Below are 16,454 nucleotides of genomic sequence, written 5' to 3'. Positions count from 1 at the left end.
CCTTGTTATATCACAGGGGCATGCCAGAATAGGCGTTATGAAGCCAATTTCTCTTTTATCGCTGGTAGTTTAAGGCAATCAACATGACCTCGCGCACCGAGCGCATTCTGATTATTGACGCCAACGAACAGGCTAGATCGGATTTGTCCCGCTACCTTGAAGCGAGAGGCTTCTACGTGACTGGATTTCCCGATGTCAGCGCCGCCCGAAGCCTTTTCGAAGATAACACTCCCGATGTCATCTTTGCAGATTTGCCCCCCGAGGCCATCCGGGAGCTGTCAAAGCGGCTGGATGAAGCCGACAGCTTTACCCCCATCGTTGCCTGTACCTGCAGTGAATCCAGTGCTGAGATTGTCCAGGCCCTCAGGGCAGGTGCAGCGGATGTTGTTCTGAAACCCTGTAACGACGACAAGGGCGCCCTGGACGACGTTATCGGCAAACTGTTTGACCGGGTAAGGGTGAATCGCCTGAACCAGTTGTACCGGCAGGAGCTTGAAGAAGCCAACCGCGAACTGCGCACCGGTATCGCGGAATTGAGGGCTGACCAGAACGCCGGGCGCAAGGTCCAGCTCAAAATGTTACCGGACCACGAGCTGCGGCTGTCCGGTTTACAGGTGGACCACCTGATCAAGCCTTCGCTCTACCTGAGCGGCGATTTCCTGGACTACTTCCGCATCACCGAAGACAAAGTGCTGGTCTATATTGCCGATGTATCGGGGCATGGCGCCAGCTCGGCGTTTGTCACGGTGCTGCTCAAGAACCTGACCAATCGCCTGCAGCGCAATATGCGCCGCCAATCCAGCGACGATATCCTGTACCCGGAACGGTTTCTGGAACGGATCAATTCGGAGCTTCTGGATACCGGTCTCGGTAAGCACGTAACCGTATTTGTTGGCATTATCTCGATTTCCACCCGTACATTAAGTTATGCGGTTGGTGCACACTTCCCGATGCCGATTTTGTCGTTCGAGGGCGGCGAAACCCGTTTTCTGGAAGGCAGTGGGCTCCCGGTAGGGTTGTTTGAGGCACCAGAGTGGGAGGTTTACGAGGTCAAGCTGGACAAGCCGTTCCGGCTGTTGCTGTTTTCAGACGGGATTCTGGAAGTGATTCCTGCCAAATCCCTGGATGAAAAGGAGAAGACACTACTTGAACTCGTATCAGGAGGTAGTCACACTATCGCATCGCTGAGCGACGCTCTGGGGCTTGGTAAGATCTCGGAGCTGCCGGATGATATCGCGATAGTATCGGTAACTGATACCATAGATGGTTCAGACAACACGTCGTCGACTTAGTGGCAGTGTGAAAATGGCTGGTTATAAAATCCTGCAAGCTGAGAAGCAGGGAATCTACGTCCTGAAGTTTATTGGGGAAATCCGGCTGAACCTGTGTTCGACGCTGGACAATCTGGTTGAGTCCATCACCCGTGATCCCCAGTTCAAAACGGTTGTGGTCGATCTCACCGAAACGGAAATCATCGACAGCACCACCCTGGGCCTGCTGGCCAAAATAGCCCTTGCGGCGCAGAAGCAAAGCCAGTTTTTACCAACTCTGATCTCGACCAACCCCGATATTACCCGCATTATCGCCTCTATGGGCTTCGACAAGATTTTCATCATTGTCCGGGAGCCTGCCTCCAGAATTGAAGAGCTCGAAGAAATCCCCGTACTGAAGGCCAGTGAACAGCAGGTCAGAGATAAAGTGCTCGACGCCCACAAAGTGTTGATGGGTATGAACAGCAAAAACAGGGAAGAATTCAAGAACCTGGTGCGCGCACTGGAGTGCGAAGAACCGGGCTGAACGTTCGGTTACGCGTTCCCTGCGGTGCCCCCGAAGCAACAAAACGGAACTGATATGTCTGAAAACGCAACCTACCGCACCGCTGGAGCGGGCCCTCGTGACGTCGCCGTTCTGGGTGGCGGCAGTTTCGGCACTGCCATGGCCAAGGTACTTGGCGAGAATGGCCACACCGTCCACTTCTGGATGCGTGATGAAGAGCAGGCCGACGATATTCGTAAGAACCGTATTAATAAACGCTATATGCCAGGTATCACCCTGGAGGGCGATATCCAGCCCACGACTGATCTCGCAGATGCCGTTCGCAAAGCGGAGGTGGTGCTGGTTGCCATTCCGTCCAAGGCATTTCGTGCCGTTATCCGGGAAAACAGCCAGGTGTTCCGGGACGGCCAGATTGTTGTCAGCCTGACCAAGGGCATCGAAGAACACGGCTTCAAGCTGATGAGCGAGATTCTTCAGGAAGAAATTCCCCGTTGCCGCACCGGCGTACTCAGTGGCCCCAACCTGGCAGGCGAGATTGTTAACCGGGAGCTGACGGCCACCGTGATTGCCGCCAAAGATCCGGATGTGCGCCGGGCCATTCAGGAGCTGCTTGGTTGCGAGTACTTCCGGGTTTACGCAAACGTCGACGTGTACGGGGTGGAGCTGGCCGGAGCACTGAAGAATATTTACGCGATCGTAGCCGGCCTGGCCAACGCCCTGGAAATGGGTGAGAACGCAAAGGCGATGCTGATTACACGTGGCCTGGCGGAAATGAGCCGTTTTGCGGTCAGCCTGGGCGCCAACCCGATGACCTTCATGGGATTGGCTGGCGTTGGTGATCTCATTGCCACTTGTACCTCCAACAAAAGCCGGAACTTCCGGGTGGGGTATGCGGTCGGTAAAGGCAAGAAGCTTGACGAAGCCGCACAGGAGCTGGGGCAGGTAGCTGAGGGTATCTATACCCTGAAGCTGGTCCGGGAGAAATCAGAGGCCATTGGTATTTATATGCCTCTGGTGAGGGGGCTCTATGAAATCCTGTACGAAGGCGCGTCCATCAACGCGGTAATCAACAGCCTGATGATGGCTGTCCAGAATTCCGACGTTGAGTTTATTCTGCCCCGAACCATCAGCCAGTAAGCCCGCGCCGGGCAGGGAGGATTACCTTGCATCTGATCATCATGCGCCATGGTGAGGCCGGCTGGCACACCCTGGACCAGGAACGGGAGCTGACGGAAGCCGGCCGGGCCGGAGTCGCATCTGTGGCTGCACAGATCGCCAAATCTCCCTGGCGGCCGGAGCGAATCTGGGCCAGTCCGTTTACGCGCGCTCGCCAGACCGCGGCGATTGTGTCTGAAGTGCTCAATTGCCCGGTTGAAGAATGTCCGGTCATCACCCCGGATGACGACCCCGGAAAGTGCCTCGATCTGCTGCTGGAGAACAAGGCCTCGCCGCTGATGCTGGTGTCTCACATGCCGTTCGTTGGCTGTCTGTCCACCCTGTTGGTGGATGGCCACCGCAAAGGCATACCGTTCATGACTGCGCAGGCGGTGTTGCTCGACATGCCAGTGGTGGGACCCGGCTGCGCAGACTTGAAAGCCCAGTTTTTGCCCTGATCTTACCCATACCCAACTTCCCTGAATTGTTGCTGAGACGCCATGTACAGCTTTCCCATCGAATACGTTGAGCCGGTGTTCCGGCCACCGAGTGAAGCCAAATCGCTGATACTGCCGGTCACCAACGGGTGCTCCTGGAACCAGTGCACCTTCTGCACAATGTACACCCAGCCCCAGAAAAAATTCCGCGCGCGCAAACCCGACGATATTCGCCGTGATATTGCCCGGGCCGCTGAGGCCTTCGAATCCGTACCAAGGGTGTTTCTCGCAGATGGCGACGCCATGGTTCTGCCAACCCGGCGCTTACTGGAAATTCTGGCCGACCTGAAGCAGGCTTTCCCTGGTCTGCGCAGGGTGTCGAGTTACTGTTTGCCCCGCAACCTGGCAAAAAAATCCGTGGAAGAACTTGTCGAGTTGCGGGAAGCCGGTTTGGGCATTCTGTACGTCGGTATGGAATCGGGTGATGACGAAGTGCTTCGCCGGATCAACAAGGGCGAAACCTGGGAGTCTACCCGGTCGGCTCTGGAGAAAATAAAGCAGGCGGGGCTGACCAGCTCTGTGATGGTGCTCAACGGTCTTGGGGGCGAGGTGCTCTCCCGGCAGCATGCCATCAACACGGCCACTCTTTGCAACGAGACTCAGCCCGACTACCTGTCCACGCTGGTGGTGAGCTTTCCCCAGGGTGAGGAGCGCTTTCGCACCGGTTTCGGCGACGACTTCGTTCCCCTGAGCCAGCAGGGACTGTTCGAAGAGATTCGGGTGTTTCTCGAGCACCTGGAACTCGAGAGCACCATATTCCGTAGTGATCACGCATCCAATTACCTGGTCCTCAAGGGCACCCTTGGGCGCGATAAGCAGCGACTTCTCGGCGAGGTTGACCTTGCTATTCGTGACCCTGGCGCCGCGCCGCTGCGTGCCGAATGGATGCGCGGCCTGTAACCTGGGAGTTTCCGCCAATGAACATGAAGCCTGATGATATCGAACGATCGGTACAGCAACACAGTAGTGCAAAGGGCCTTCTGCCACTGCACCAGTGGCATCCGGAGTTGTCCGGCGACATGGACCTGGTGATAACCCGCGACGGCCAGTGGCTTTACCAGGGAGCGCCAATCGCGCGGGAAGCCACGGTTAAATTGTTCTCAACCATTTTGCGCCGGGAAGACGACGGGCACCATTACCTGGTCACACCTGTCGAGAAATGGCGCATACAGGTAGAAGATGCCCCCTTGTTGGCACACTCCCTGGCACGCAAAGGAGAGGGCGCCGGGCAAGTGCTCTCACTAACCACCAACATGGGTGAAGTTCTTGAAATAGGGCCAGAGCATCCACTGGCGGTTAGCCAGTACCCGAACAGCGATGAGCCCCGCCCAGTGGTTTACGTCCGCCACGGTATTGAGGCCCGATTGGTGACGGCGGCATTCTACGAGCTGGCTGACCTGGTCGAAGAACAGCACGACAATGGGGAAACCCAGTACGGTGTGCTTAGTCACGGAAAATTCTGGAAAATCGGGCAGGGCGGTTGAAAAGCGCAAGTTCGCCTCTATAAATAGGGTAGAAAACGCAGTCTGTCACTTGTTAAACTGTGTTTTCATACTTGTTACCGAGCCTGGCTCTCTAACGAGGCCCGGTGGTCGTTAGTCCCTCTGTGCAGTATGGCTGTTCACGAACACTTTCGATTGCCTACAATCTAAATACACAGTCATTGCGACACGCAAGGAGATCACATGGCCCAACCTCGTGTTGTCACCATCCATTACACGCTCACTAACGACCAGGGAGAGCAACTCGATTCCTCCCGTGTAGAAGGCCGTGAGCCGCTGTCTTACCTGGAAGGTGCACAAAACATTATCGGTGGACTGGAAAGCGCACTGAACGAAAAGAACGCAGGCGATCAGCTGAAAGTATCCGTTGCCCCGGCCGAAGGCTATGGTGAAGTTAACGAAGAGCTGATCCAGCCGGTTCCGCGTTCTGCCTTCGAAGGCGTCGACACCATCGAGCCGGGCATGCAGTTCCAGGCCCAGACTCCGGGTGGCCCCCAAATTGTTCGCGTTGTTGAGGTCAGTGACGAGACCGTCACCATCGACGCCAACCACCCGCTGGCTGGCCAGACTCTGCACTTCGATGTAGAAGTGGTTGAAGCTCGCGAAGCAACCGACGAAGAGCAAGAGCACGGCCACGTGCACTGATCTCTTCCGAAAGGTTGATCAAAAAAAACGGCTCCTGCGGGGGCCGTTTTTTTATGTTTTTCGTGGGTTTCGTGGCAAAAAATACCGGAGGCAAGCTCCGGTATTTTCTGGCTAGTACACCCGTCACATGTTCGGGTAGTTCGGACCACCGCCGCCTTCCGGCGTTACCCAGGTAATGTTCTGGGCAGGATCCTTGATATCACAGGTCTTGCAGTGAACACAGTTCTGGGCATTGATCTGGAACTTCTTGCCACTGCCGTCGTCTTTCTCGACCACTTCGTATACGCCGGCCGGGCAGTAACGCTGCGCTGGCTCGTCGTACTTCGGCAGGTTCTCTTTCAGCGGAATGTCCGGATCGGTCAGCTTCAGGTGAACCGGCTGATCTTCCTCATGGTTGGTGTTGGAGATGAACACCGAGGACAGGCGGTCAAACGTCAGCTTGTTATCCGGCTTCGGATAGTCGATCTTCTTGCACTCAGACGCCGGCTTCAGGGTGGCGTAGTCCGGAGTCGTGTCGTGGAAGGTGATCGGCAGGCTGCCGCGCAGAATGTTCTGCTCGAAGAAGGCAATGGCACCGCCGACAATGTTGCCGAATTTGTGCATGGCCGGGCCGAAGTTACGCTCGGCGTAGAGCTCCTTGTACAGCCAGCTGTCTTCGAAACGCTTCTGGAAGCTGGTGATTTCCTCACCGGTTTTGCCTTCCTTGAGAGCTTCGAATACAGCTTCCGCGCCCAGCAGGCCAGATTTCATGGCGGTGTGGGAGCCTTTGATCTTGGAACTGTTCAGGGTGCCGGCATCACAACCCAGCAACAGACCGCCCGGGAAGCTCATCTTCGGCAGGGCGTTGTAGCCGCCTTTGGCAATCGCGCGGGCGCCGTAGGCAACACGCTTGCCGCCTTCCAGGTATTTCTTGATCTCCGGATGGTACTTGAGACGCTGGAACTCCTCGAACGGGCTCAGGTGCGGGTTGCTGTAAGACAGATCGGTGATCAGGCCGACATAAACCTGGCCGTTTTCCAGGTGATACAGGAAAGAGCCGCCGGTAGAGCCGGATTCATTCAGCGGCCAGCCGGTGGTGTGAACCACCAGGCCTGGCTCGTGTTTGGCCGGGTCGATGTCCCACAACTCTTTGATGCCGATACCGTAGTGCTGAGGGTCCTTGCCTTCGTCCAGCTTGTAATCCTTGATCAGCTGCTTGCCCAGATGACCACGACAGCCTTCAGTAAACAGGGTGTACTTGGCGCGCAGTTCCATACCCGGCATATAGCCGTCTTTCTTGGAACCGTCACGGGCAACGCCCATATCACCGGTGATAATACCTTTTACCTGACCATCTTCAATAATGGTCTCAGAGGCGGCAAACCCCGGGTAAACCTCTACGCCCAGCTGTTCAGCCTGTTCAGCCAGCCAACGGCACAGGTTACCAAGGCTGATGATGTAGTTGCCGTGGTTGTGCATGTTCTTGGGCACAAAGGCGTTAGGAATCTTGGTGGCTTTTTCCTGGTTCTTGAGCAGGAAAATGTCATCCCGGGTAACCGGCGTGTTCAGCGGCGCGCCTTTTTCTTTCCAGTCCGGAAACAGTTCGTTCAGGGCTGTGGGCTCAAATACCGTACCGGCGAGGATGTGCGCGCCGATTTCGGAACCTTTCTCAACCACACAAACAGTCAGTTCTTCGCCAGCTTCCTGCGCCAGTTGCATCACGCGGCAGGCTGCAGACAGGCCAGCAGGGCCGCCGCCGACGATCAGAACATCAAATTCCATCGATTCGCGTTCCACGTTGGTCTCCTCAAACAGCTTTTTTAGTGGGTGTTGTTTGCCCGCAGGCCTAACTCAATTCATTCAGGGGCGACATCATACCGGTAAAAATGCCTATAGACGACAGCCCCGAGCCCTAAACACGGGCCCTTTGTCCCGAAAGGATAACGCATTTCAGGAATCAAACAAACGTTTGTTTGAAATTTGCGTTTACCTTTGGCATTGTACGTATACACCGAAATGTCGTGTGTTTTGAGTCGATTTTTAGTATCGTCTCATTGCCAGGCCGGGTCAACCCGGTCTATTGGCTGTGAAGGCAGTCCTGATGCGTCGAATGGGGCTATTGACCCTGTAGACAGTAGCCTGCAGTATTACTGCGCACTATCCAGCAGGCTCCCCGTTAAGGATTGCGAGTCATTAAACCCATCGTAGAAGAACGAGGAATCTATGAAGGTTCTGGTCGCTGTAAAACGAGTTATCGACTACAACGTGAAGGTGCGCGTCAAGCCGGACAATACCGGTGTTGACCTCGCCAACGTCAAGATGGCAATGAACCCGTTCTGCGAAATCGCTGTTGAAGAAGCGGTTCGTCTGAAAGAGAAGGGTGTTGCCAGTGAAATCGTTGTTGTATCCATTGGACCGAAAGCTGCTCAGGAGCAAATTCGTACTGCTCTGGCTCTGGGTGCTGACCGTGGTATCCACATCGAGACTGACGAAGAAGTTCAGTCCCTCGAAGCGGCCAAGCTGCTGAAGGCTGTCGTTGAGAAAGAAGAGCCGAAGCTGGTTATTCTTGGCAAGCAGTCCATCGATTCCGACAACAACCAGACTGGCCAGATGCTGGCTGCTCTGACTGGCATGGGCCAGGGCACTTTCGCTTCCGAAGTGGTTGTTGATGGTGAAAAGGTTAACGTAACCCGTGAAGTAGACGGCGGTCTGATGACTGTTGCTCTGAACCTGCCTGCGGTTGTTACCACTGACCTGCGCCTGAACGAGCCGCGTTACGCTTCTCTGCCGAACATCATGAAGGCCAAGAAGAAGCCGCTGGACGCCGTGAGCCCCGCCGATCTGGGTGTTGAAATCGCCCCGCGCCTGTCCACCCTGAAGGTCGAAGCCCCGGCTGCACGCCAGGCTGGTATCAAGGTGGCTGACGTAGCTGAGCTGGTGGACAAACTGAAGAACGAAGCGAAGGTGATCTAAATGAGCATCCTGGTAATTGCTGAACACGACAACAGCAGCCTCAAGCAGGCTACCCTGAATGTTGTAGCGGCTGCCAAGGCCATCGGTGGTGACATCGACGTGCTGGTTGCCGGTGAGAACGTAGGCGCCGTCGCTGAAGCCGCTGCCAAGGCAGAAGGCGTGAACAAGGTACTGGTTGCCGACAATGCTGCCTACGGTCATTTCCTGGCCGAAAACCTGGGCGAGCTGGTTGCTGAAGTAGGTAAAGGCTACAGCCACATCCTGGCGGCTGCCGGTACTACCGGTAAAGACTTCATGCCGCGCGTTGCAGCGCTGCTGGACGTTGCCCAGGTATCTGACATCGTGCGCGTTGAATCCGAGGACACGTTTGTTCGTCCGATCTACGCGGGTAACGCCATCGCCACTGTTAAGGCGAGCGACGCCATCAAGGTTATCACGGTACGCCCGACCGGTTTCGACCCGGTAGCTGCCGAAGGTGGTTCCGCTTCCGTTGAGCAGCTGGACGTTGTAAAAGACGCCGGCCTGTCTTCCTTCGTTGGTGAAGAGAAAGCCCAGTCTGACCGTCCGGATCTGGCTTCTGCCGGTATCGTTATCTCCGGTGGCCGCGGCATGCAGAACGGCGACAACTTCAAGATGCTGGAGCAGGTTGCTGACCTGATGGGCGCTGCCGTTGGTGCATCCCGCGCCGCGGTTGACGCAGGTTTCGTACCCAATGACATGCAGGTTGGCCAAACCGGCAAGATCGTTGCGCCGCAGCTGTACATCGCGGTCGGCATCTCCGGTGCCATCCAGCACCTGGCCGGTATGTCTGATTCCAAGGTGATCGTTGCGATCAACAAGGATGAAGAAGCGCCGATCTTCCAGGTTGCTGATTACGGCCTGGTTGCGGATCTGTTTGAAGCCGTACCGCAGTTGGAAGAAGAGCTGAAGAAAGTCCTGTAACTTTCTGATAGTTCGATCAAAAAAGGCGCCTCAGGGCGCCTTTTTTGGTTTTGAAGCAATGCGTTTTTCCGCTTTGCTGATAATCAGCGTGTCTGCCAGGATGTGCAGGGCATGATTGGTGGTTCTCACCGCCTGATAAACCTGTTCACTTTTCTGGTGATGGGTTTGCCGGGCCTTACGGGTACTGTCTTTGAACTCCTCATCCTTGGAGAACATGTCGATCAGACCGAAGGTGGTGTTGGCTATCGCCTTATGCACCTTCTCAACCGCAGAAGCGCCGCCTGAGACGGTATCTTCGAGAAGTCGGGCCCGGTTGCGCACTTCCGCCAGGTCCATCCTGCTCTTCTGGATGGCGCTACGGGCCGCAATTCGATGGGCATTGAGAATCAGTAACCGTTTTCGGGTTTGGTTCGACAGACGGAACCCCGAAAAAAGAAGCGTTGCCGTGCCGGCGAGGCAAATGATGATCAGAACCTGAGAGACCATAGCCGTGCTCCTCAGCGATACTCAATGTGCATTTCGACGTCGATATCCCGCTCAAACAGTTCGCTTTCCAGTTCTTTCATGACTTCCTGATAGACCATTTTCCGGGTCATAACCGGCAGTTTGTCTGCCAGCGCCCGGCCGGTTCGGGATTCGCGCTTTGCCAGGGCAATCGGATCCAGCACCCGCAACGTAAGCACCAGTTCCGGTTCGCGATGGATATCACTGATATCCTCGTTTTCGAGCATGTTGTTGATCATTTTGCGCTGTTCAAGCAGTTGCCAAAGCAGTAAACCGCTGATGGCCAGCAATATCAGGCTTGTGATGGTCAGAAAGATGATCAAGGGATGCCTCCACACTTGTGTCATTATGCGCCACAGTGTGCAACAAGCTGTATGACAAACGATTGGCCGGCCGGACGCCTGTCATGGTGTATCCGGGAAAGTCGTGCCGGTTTTAAACCTGTTACCATCAATTCAATGAAACTCGAAAGGAATCCAATATGGTCTGGATAAAGGCGTTTGTTGCGGGCTTTCTGGCAACACTGATTTTCCATCAGGGGCTATTTGCCGTGTTTTACCTGGCGGGTGCCGTACCCGCAGCGCCATTTAACCTTACTCCCGTGCCGCCATTGGGGGTACCATCGGTGATCTCCCTGGCATTTTTCGGCGGCTTATGGGGTGTCGCGATATGGGCCATCGCCGGCCGCCTGAAAGGAGCGTTGTACTGGCTCGGCCATGTGATACTGGGTGCCGTCGGCCCAACCGCCGTAGCGATGCTGGTTGTCTTTCCGATGAAGGGTTTGGCAGTATCAGCCCAGACTTGGGTAGGTGGTCTCATTCTTAACGGCTTCTGGGGGCTGGGAGTGGCCGTATTTATGGTGCTGATGGCAGCAAAAGCGTCTCGCCAACCCTGACCGATCAGAGATATTCGTACACGCAAACCAAAAAGGACATGTAATGACGAATTCCAAGCAGGCAGACTATGATCTGGTGGTATTTGGTGCCACCAGCTTTGTGGGCCAGATTCTGACCCGATACCTGGTAGAGAACTATGGCGCGGCCGGCAAGGTGAAGTGGGCGATCGCTGGCCGTTCAGAGGGCAAGCTGAATACCCTCAAAGCCGAACTGGGTGCTCAGGCTGCGGACTTGCCGGTTCTGGTGGCAGACGCGGCCGACGATGCCGCACTGGCGGGCATGTGCCGACAGACCCGCGTGGTGATCTCCACCGTTGGCCCATACGCATTGTATGGTGAACCGCTGGTCAAGGCCTGCGTGGACACTGGCACCGATTATTGCGACCTGACCGGTGAGGTGCAGTGGATTCGCCGGATGGTCGAGGGCTATGAAGCCCAGGCCAGGAAAACCGGTGCTCGCATTGTCCATTGCTGCGGTTTCGACTCAATCCCGTCTGATATGGGCGTCTGGTTCCTGCAGCAGCAGGCTGAGAAAGCCTTCGGCAAAACCTGCCAGGATGTGCGCATGCGGGTGAAGGTCGCCAAGGGCGGCTTGTCCGGTGGCACCGTGGCATCCATGATTAACGTGGCCAAAGAAGCTGGCGCCGATCCGAAACTGCGCAAGGAGCTGGCCAATCCCTTCTCGATCTGCCCGGAGGGCCACCGTTCGAAGGTGCGTCAGCCCAGCCTGAAAACCGCAGAGTACGACAAAGACTTTGACGTGTGGCTGGCGCCGTTCGTGATGGGTGCCATCAACACCCGCGTGGTGCACCGTTCAAACGCGCTTCAGAAGGCCCGTTACGGTCAGGAGTTCACCTACGACGAAGCCATGATGACCGGAAAGGGCGCCAAAGGCCGCCTGACCGCTTACGGCATCACCGCCGCACTTGGCGCATTCTTTACCGCTTCCGCCATCAAGCCAACCCGTTGGGTGGTTGAGAAGCTGGTACCCAAGCCCGGTGAGGGCCCAAGCCCTGAAGACCAGGAAAACGGCTTCTATGACCTGCGTTTTGTGGGGCGTACCACAGACGGCAAGACCATCATCACCAAAGTCACCGGCGATCGGGATCCGGGTTACGGTTCCACGGCCAAAATGCTGGGCGAGGCAGGCCTGTGCCTGGCGTTTGATTTGTCAGACGATGACCAGGGCGGTTTCTGGACGCCGGCTTCCATGCTGGATGGCAAACTGCTGGAGCGCCTGACCAGCAAAGCTGGCCTGACTTTCGACGTGTTAGAAACCCGCTGAGGGTCAATTCAGATGCAGGGTATGGCCGGAGGAGGGCAATAGCGCCTCCGGTCCATGCCCCAGGCAGATAACCGCTCGATCTTCCAGCCATCGATTGATCTGGGGCGCTATCCGCCCCCTGGTGTCTGTATCCACTCCAGTAAAAGGTTCATCCAGAATCACCAGGGGTGCCGTGCTCAGCAACACCCTCGCCAGCACCAGACGCCTTGCCTCACCACCAGACAGCCGGTTACCGGCACTCCCCAGCCAGGTGGATAAACCTTCGGCTTCACGGGCAAACCTGTCTGCCAGCTCTACCAGTTCCAGAACACGCCATAGATCCCCATCGGTAGCATTGGGGTTGCCCAATAACAGATTGGCTTTAACCGTGTCTTCGAACACCACCGTCGCTTGTGTGAGATAGGCGCAGGGCAGGGAGGCGAGCTTCCCTTGCCGGGGCGGAATCACGCCGGCGAAGGTATCCGCCAGTGTAGATTTACCGGAGCCGGAGGCGCCAACAATGCCGAGTCGTTCTCTTGGGCCAACCTTGAGGCTGAAATGGGTCAGAACCGGTGGCAGCCCTGGGTGGCCAACCGAGAGATCCCGTGCTTCCAGTGCATTGGCGGTGGCTTCTGCCGGCTGCCTGTCAAACGCTGAAGAATAATCGGTTCCCGGAGCGGGCTGCACCTCCTGGTTCAGGCGCCGGGCTGCAGACAGGGTGGCGCCGAGTTTGGCAAAGGCATCGGGCAGCATGGCATAGACTTCCAGCAGTCCCATCAGGGCGATGGGCAGCAGAACCAGTACGGGGCCGGTTACCGATCCCTGGTTAAACAGGGTAATACCAACCCACAGTGTCACCACAACCGCCAGATTCACGATTAACTGCGTGGCTGCCTGATGCCATCCGGCACGGCTATCCACCCGCGCCTGGGTTCTGGACATCGACAGCGCTTGCCTCATCAACCGGCCGGAGTGTTTGCCCGTGCGCCGGGCTGCAGTGAGCTCGGCAAAGCCTTCCAGGTGCTCAATAACATCGCCACGGAGTTTCTCCTGCTGGTCACTTAGCTGGCCCGATAAGTGTTGTGTACCGGCGAACACTCGCCAACTCGAAAGCAAGATAGCCACCGCCAACAGTATTAGCAGTATCAGCGCCAATGAGCCCGAGAACAGCAGCCATGCTGAGAGCACCAGCAACACGCTGACAACCCCGGCCAGGGCCGTGGGCGCGATCACCCGAAGGTACAGGGTATCCAGAGCATCCACGTCTGCGGTAAGCCTGGATAGCCATTGGGCGCCAGATTTCTGGCCCCGGTCACGGTGTCCGGCTTCGGCCATTCGGTTAAACAGGGCAACACGAATATCGGTTAGCAACTGCAGTACCGTGTTGTGGTTGTACACCCGCTCAAGATAGCGGGAGACCGTGCGGGACACCGCGAAAAAACGGATGCCGCCGCCCGGAACGTACAGGTTGATGTAGGCTTGTGTGCCAGCGGCCAGCAGCAGGCCCACCAGTGCGGTCTCGGTCAGGAACCAGCCCGACAAGGCCAATAACCCGATACCGGAGAGCAGGGTAGCCAGCAACAACAGGGCACCAACCACCAGGCGGCCCCGCCGCTGAAGAATCAGGTCCAGCCAGGGCTTGAGCTCATGCATGGCGAACCTCGCCGTCATTGACAATCAGCACCTGGTCCGCGAGGGCCAGCAGGGCTTGGTGATGCGTTGAGAAAACCAGCGTCTTGCCCGCTTCCGCCAGTTTGTGAAGCGCTTCCAGAACCAGAATCTCGCTGGTCGCGTCCAGCCCGGCGGTGGGTTCATCCAGCAGGATCAGGTCATAATCCGCCAGGAAAATACGTGCCAGGCTCAGCCTGCGAGCCTGGCCGCCGGACAACCCCTGGCCATCTTCCCCGATCAAACTGTGAATACCCTGGTCCCGGCTTTCAAGCACACTGCCCAGACCCACCAGGCGCAGCGCGTTCTCAATGGCAATGTCGGATGCCTCCGGACTGGTCAGGCGGAGGTTGTCTGCCCAGGATCCCTGTATCCAGAACCCGCGTTGGCCAAGCCAGCCAAACGGGGACTGGCCGGCCGCCTGGCCGAACACACTGATGGCCCCGCTATCCGGCTGGATAAACCCCGCCATCAAGTGCAACAAAGAGGATTTGCCGCCTCCGGAGGGCCCGGTCAGCGCAACCGCTTTTCCGCGTTCAATGGTCAGGTCAAGATTAGTGAATACCGGCTTGCTGCCCTGGTAGCTGAGGGTGACGTTGTCCAGGCTAAGACCATGATCCGGCAATGATGCGGACGTATTGGATGCAGGCTCCCCGCCAACGGGGGTTGCCAGTCGAGCAAGGATTTCAGCGCCGGCACCAAGAGCGGCGGCCCGGTCGTGGTAGTGTTGCGACAGCGTGCGCAGCGGCTGGAAGAATTCCGGCGCCAGCAACAGAATCAACAAACCGGAAAAGAGTGTGAGGTCTGCGCTGGGCCCATAAGTGATGTAGCCCAGCAAACCAAAACCAATGTAGATGGCAATAACGGCAATGGCGACGGAGGCAAAAAACTCCAGTACAGCGGAAGACAGAAAGGCCACCTTGAGGGTTTTCATGGTGATCTTGCGGTATTGGTCAGACCGCTGGTGCAGGGTGCGGGAAGCATCCTCCGTCTGACGAAACAATTGCAGGGTTGTGAGGCCTCGAACTTTGTCCAGAAACTGGCCGGACAACCGGCTGATGGTCTCGAAATGCTGCTGGTTGACCTTCTCAGCACCCATTCCCACCAGTGCCATGAAAATCGGGATCAGCGGCGCGGACAGCAGGAGAAAAATGCCCGCAAGCCAGTCCAGCCAGAACACTATAACCAGAATGGCCAGTGGCACAATCACCGACAACGACATTTGCGGTAGGAAGCGGGCGAAATAACCATGCAATGCTTCCACATGGTCAAGCCATTCCCGGGCCAGAGTGCCGGCTGAGCTGTCGGCAAGCGCTACCGGGCCGGTATCCCGCCAGTGGCGGTGAATTTGCCGTCGGGCATCGCGCCGCACCTGTTCGCTGCAGCGCGCCGCAAATTGTGTCTGGAAACCCTGGCCCAACGTGCGAACCAGCAGTGTGGCCACCAGGGCGACGAACCAGGGTGCGAGAGTAGACGCAGTCTGGCCGTCAATGACGATTTGATGCACCAGCCAAGCCAGCAGAGCCATCTGAACGATGGTTGCCAGCCCGACCAGCACCCCGGCCACGACCGTGGCGCGAATCCACCGCTGGTTTTTCCGGGCGAGCCCGGCAAGCCATTGGCGAATCTCAGCCTGGACCGGTTCCGCCACTCAGTGGTACCCCTCACCAGCACGGACCTTGCCCCGGAATACCCAGTAGGTCCAGGCGGTGTAGGTCAGCACGATGGGGATGACAAAGAGCAGCCCGAGCAGCAGGAACAACTGCGATTCATAGGCAGAGGCGGCATCCCACAGGGTGTACTCCGGGGGAACCACATAGGGCCAGCGGCTGACAATCAGGCCCAGGTAAGTGGTGATGAACAGCCCCATGGTCGCCACAAAGGGCATGCCTTCGAAGCGGTTGCGAACCGAGCGCCAGATCTGGAACGCACACAGCAGAGTCAGTGCCGGCAGAACCCAGATCACCGTGATGTGATCAAACCAGCGCTCACGCACCATGTCGTCCACGAACGGAGTCCATACGCTGATGATGGCGAAGATCACCAGCACCGCGATCAGCAGAGGTGTAGTAATACGGTATGCCCACTCCTGCAACCGGCCTTCCGTCTTCATGATCAACCAGGTGGAGCCCAGCAAGGCATAACCGGCAAGCAGGCCAAGACCGGTCAACACCGTAAAGGGTGTCAGCCAGTCAAGAGCGCCACCAGAGTAGGCACCGTTGGTAGTTTCAAAGCCCTGGATATAGGCGCCAACCACAGCACCCTGAGCAAAAGCAGCGATGGTGGAGCCGCCGGCAAAGGCCCAGTTCCAGAGATAGCGGGAGGTCCGGGCCTTAAACCGAAACTCGAAGGCTACACCCCGGAAAATCAATCCGGCAAGCATCAGAAATACGCCAATATAGAGCGCAGGCAGGATGATGGAATATACCAGCGGGAAGGCTGCTAACAAGCCGGCGCCACCAAGCACCAGCCAGGTTTCGTTGCCATCCCATACCGGAGCCACAGTATTCATCATGGTGTCTCGGTCGGTCTCCGTTGGGGCGAAGGGGAACAGGATGCCCACACCCAGATCGAAACCATCCATCAACACATACATGATCACGCCGAAGCCAATAATGAATGCCCAGATCAAAGACAGATTGAACAGTTCCATG

At 56.9% G+C, this 16,454-nt stretch carries 17 protein-coding genes; 11 read left to right on the top strand and 6 right to left on the bottom strand.

What is annotated here, in order from left to right:
* Nucleotides 1–83 precede the first annotated feature (83 nt).
* The 7 genes from ACZ5Q2_RS13885 (at nucleotide 84) to ACZ5Q2_RS13855 (ending at nucleotide 5,575) form a co-directional block, all read left to right on the top strand.
* Nucleotides 84–1,292 carry a PP2C family protein-serine/threonine phosphatase gene (locus ACZ5Q2_RS13885; RefSeq protein ID WP_432209957.1) on the top strand — a complete coding sequence of 403 codons (1,209 nt, stop codon included), beginning with the start codon at nucleotides 84–86 and terminating at the stop codon, nucleotides 1,290–1,292.
* Between the two features lie 13 nt (nucleotides 1,293–1,305).
* Complete coding sequence (locus tag ACZ5Q2_RS13880) at nucleotides 1,306–1,797, top strand: STAS domain-containing protein (protein ID WP_058089783.1); 492 nt, start codon at nucleotides 1,306–1,308, stop codon at nucleotides 1,795–1,797.
* A gap of 54 nt (nucleotides 1,798–1,851) precedes the next feature.
* Entirely contained in the window at nucleotides 1,852–2,913 is a 1,062-nt protein-coding gene (locus ACZ5Q2_RS13875; protein ID WP_319634753.1) for an NAD(P)H-dependent glycerol-3-phosphate dehydrogenase, read from the top strand.
* A gap of 26 nt (nucleotides 2,914–2,939) precedes the next feature.
* Complete coding sequence (locus ACZ5Q2_RS13870; RefSeq protein ID WP_431475060.1) at nucleotides 2,940–3,389, top strand: SixA phosphatase family protein; 450 nt, start codon at nucleotides 2,940–2,942, stop codon at nucleotides 3,387–3,389.
* 42 nt (nucleotides 3,390–3,431) lie between these two features.
* Nucleotides 3,432–4,328 carry a radical SAM protein gene (locus ACZ5Q2_RS13865; protein WP_432209958.1) on the top strand — a complete coding sequence of 299 codons (897 nt, stop codon included), beginning with the start codon at nucleotides 3,432–3,434 and terminating at the stop codon, nucleotides 4,326–4,328.
* A 17-nt stretch (nucleotides 4,329–4,345) separates the two neighbouring features.
* Nucleotides 4,346–4,912 carry a DUF1285 domain-containing protein gene (locus tag ACZ5Q2_RS13860; protein ID WP_432209959.1) on the top strand — a complete coding sequence of 189 codons (567 nt, stop codon included), beginning with the start codon at nucleotides 4,346–4,348 and terminating at the stop codon, nucleotides 4,910–4,912.
* Nucleotides 4,913–5,113: 201 nt separating this feature from the next.
* Nucleotides 5,114–5,575, top strand: a complete 462-nt coding sequence (locus ACZ5Q2_RS13855; protein ID WP_432209960.1) for an FKBP-type peptidyl-prolyl cis-trans isomerase — start codon at nucleotides 5,114–5,116, stop codon at nucleotides 5,573–5,575.
* Between the two features lie 123 nt (nucleotides 5,576–5,698).
* On the opposite strand, the gene ACZ5Q2_RS13850 is transcribed toward ACZ5Q2_RS13855, so the two are convergent.
* A complete protein-coding gene (locus ACZ5Q2_RS13850) occupies nucleotides 5,699–7,351 on the bottom strand; it encodes an electron transfer flavoprotein-ubiquinone oxidoreductase (RefSeq protein ID WP_432209961.1) in 1,653 nt (550 codons plus the stop codon).
* A gap of 426 nt (nucleotides 7,352–7,777) precedes the next feature.
* On the opposite strand from ACZ5Q2_RS13850, the gene ACZ5Q2_RS13845 reads away from it, so the two are divergent.
* Entirely contained in the window at nucleotides 7,778–8,527 is a 750-nt protein-coding gene (locus ACZ5Q2_RS13845; RefSeq protein ID WP_061332887.1) for an electron transfer flavoprotein subunit beta/FixA family protein, read from the top strand.
* A complete protein-coding gene (locus ACZ5Q2_RS13840) occupies nucleotides 8,528–9,469 on the top strand; it encodes an electron transfer flavoprotein subunit alpha/FixB family protein (protein WP_061332888.1) in 942 nt (313 codons plus the stop codon). It abuts the gene before it with no gap.
* A gap of 30 nt (nucleotides 9,470–9,499) precedes the next feature.
* Here the strand turns inward: ACZ5Q2_RS13840 and ACZ5Q2_RS13835 are convergent, their stop codons facing one another.
* Together ACZ5Q2_RS13835 and ACZ5Q2_RS13830 are read right to left on the bottom strand one after the other, a co-directional pair.
* A complete protein-coding gene (locus ACZ5Q2_RS13835; RefSeq protein ID WP_061332889.1) occupies nucleotides 9,500–9,955 on the bottom strand; it encodes a hypothetical protein in 456 nt (151 codons plus the stop codon).
* A gap of 11 nt (nucleotides 9,956–9,966) precedes the next feature.
* The gene (locus ACZ5Q2_RS13830) at nucleotides 9,967–10,296 is read right to left on the bottom strand and encodes a hypothetical protein (protein ID WP_058089793.1); all 330 of its coding nucleotides are present in this window, start codon (nucleotides 10,294–10,296) and stop codon (nucleotides 9,967–9,969) included.
* 158 nt (nucleotides 10,297–10,454) lie between these two features.
* Here ACZ5Q2_RS13830 and ACZ5Q2_RS13825 point away from each other — a divergent pair, with 158 nt between their 5' ends.
* Together ACZ5Q2_RS13825 and ACZ5Q2_RS13820 are read left to right on the top strand one after the other, a co-directional pair.
* The gene (locus ACZ5Q2_RS13825; protein ID WP_061332890.1) at nucleotides 10,455–10,868 is read left to right on the top strand and encodes a hypothetical protein; all 414 of its coding nucleotides are present in this window, start codon (nucleotides 10,455–10,457) and stop codon (nucleotides 10,866–10,868) included.
* Nucleotides 10,869–10,911: 43 nt separating this feature from the next.
* Nucleotides 10,912–12,153, top strand: coding sequence for a saccharopine dehydrogenase family protein (locus ACZ5Q2_RS13820; protein ID WP_061332891.1), 1,242 nt, complete (start codon nucleotides 10,912–10,914; stop codon nucleotides 12,151–12,153).
* A 3-nt stretch (nucleotides 12,154–12,156) separates the two neighbouring features.
* Here the strand turns inward: ACZ5Q2_RS13820 and cydC are convergent, their stop codons facing one another.
* From cydC to cydB, 3 genes are read right to left on the bottom strand one after another with little or no spacing between them, the layout of a single operon-like run.
* Entirely contained in the window at nucleotides 12,157–13,803 is a 1,647-nt protein-coding gene (gene cydC, locus ACZ5Q2_RS13815) for a thiol reductant ABC exporter subunit CydC (protein WP_227510215.1), read from the bottom strand.
* Complete coding sequence (gene cydD / locus ACZ5Q2_RS13810; protein ID WP_061332893.1) at nucleotides 13,778–15,451, bottom strand: thiol reductant ABC exporter subunit CydD; 1,674 nt, start codon at nucleotides 15,449–15,451, stop codon at nucleotides 13,778–13,780. The genes cydC and cydD overlap by 26 nt, the downstream gene beginning before the upstream one ends.
* Nucleotides 15,452–16,453, bottom strand: a complete 1,002-nt coding sequence (gene cydB, locus ACZ5Q2_RS13805) for a cytochrome d ubiquinol oxidase subunit II (RefSeq protein ID WP_058089798.1) — start codon at nucleotides 16,451–16,453, stop codon at nucleotides 15,452–15,454.
* Nucleotide 16,454: the final 1 nt, after the last annotated feature.

Source organism: Marinobacter alkaliphilus, from assembly GCF_055394375.1.
Note: the sequence above shows the minus strand (reverse complement) of the source record. Positions and strands in the feature narration are given on the sequence as shown.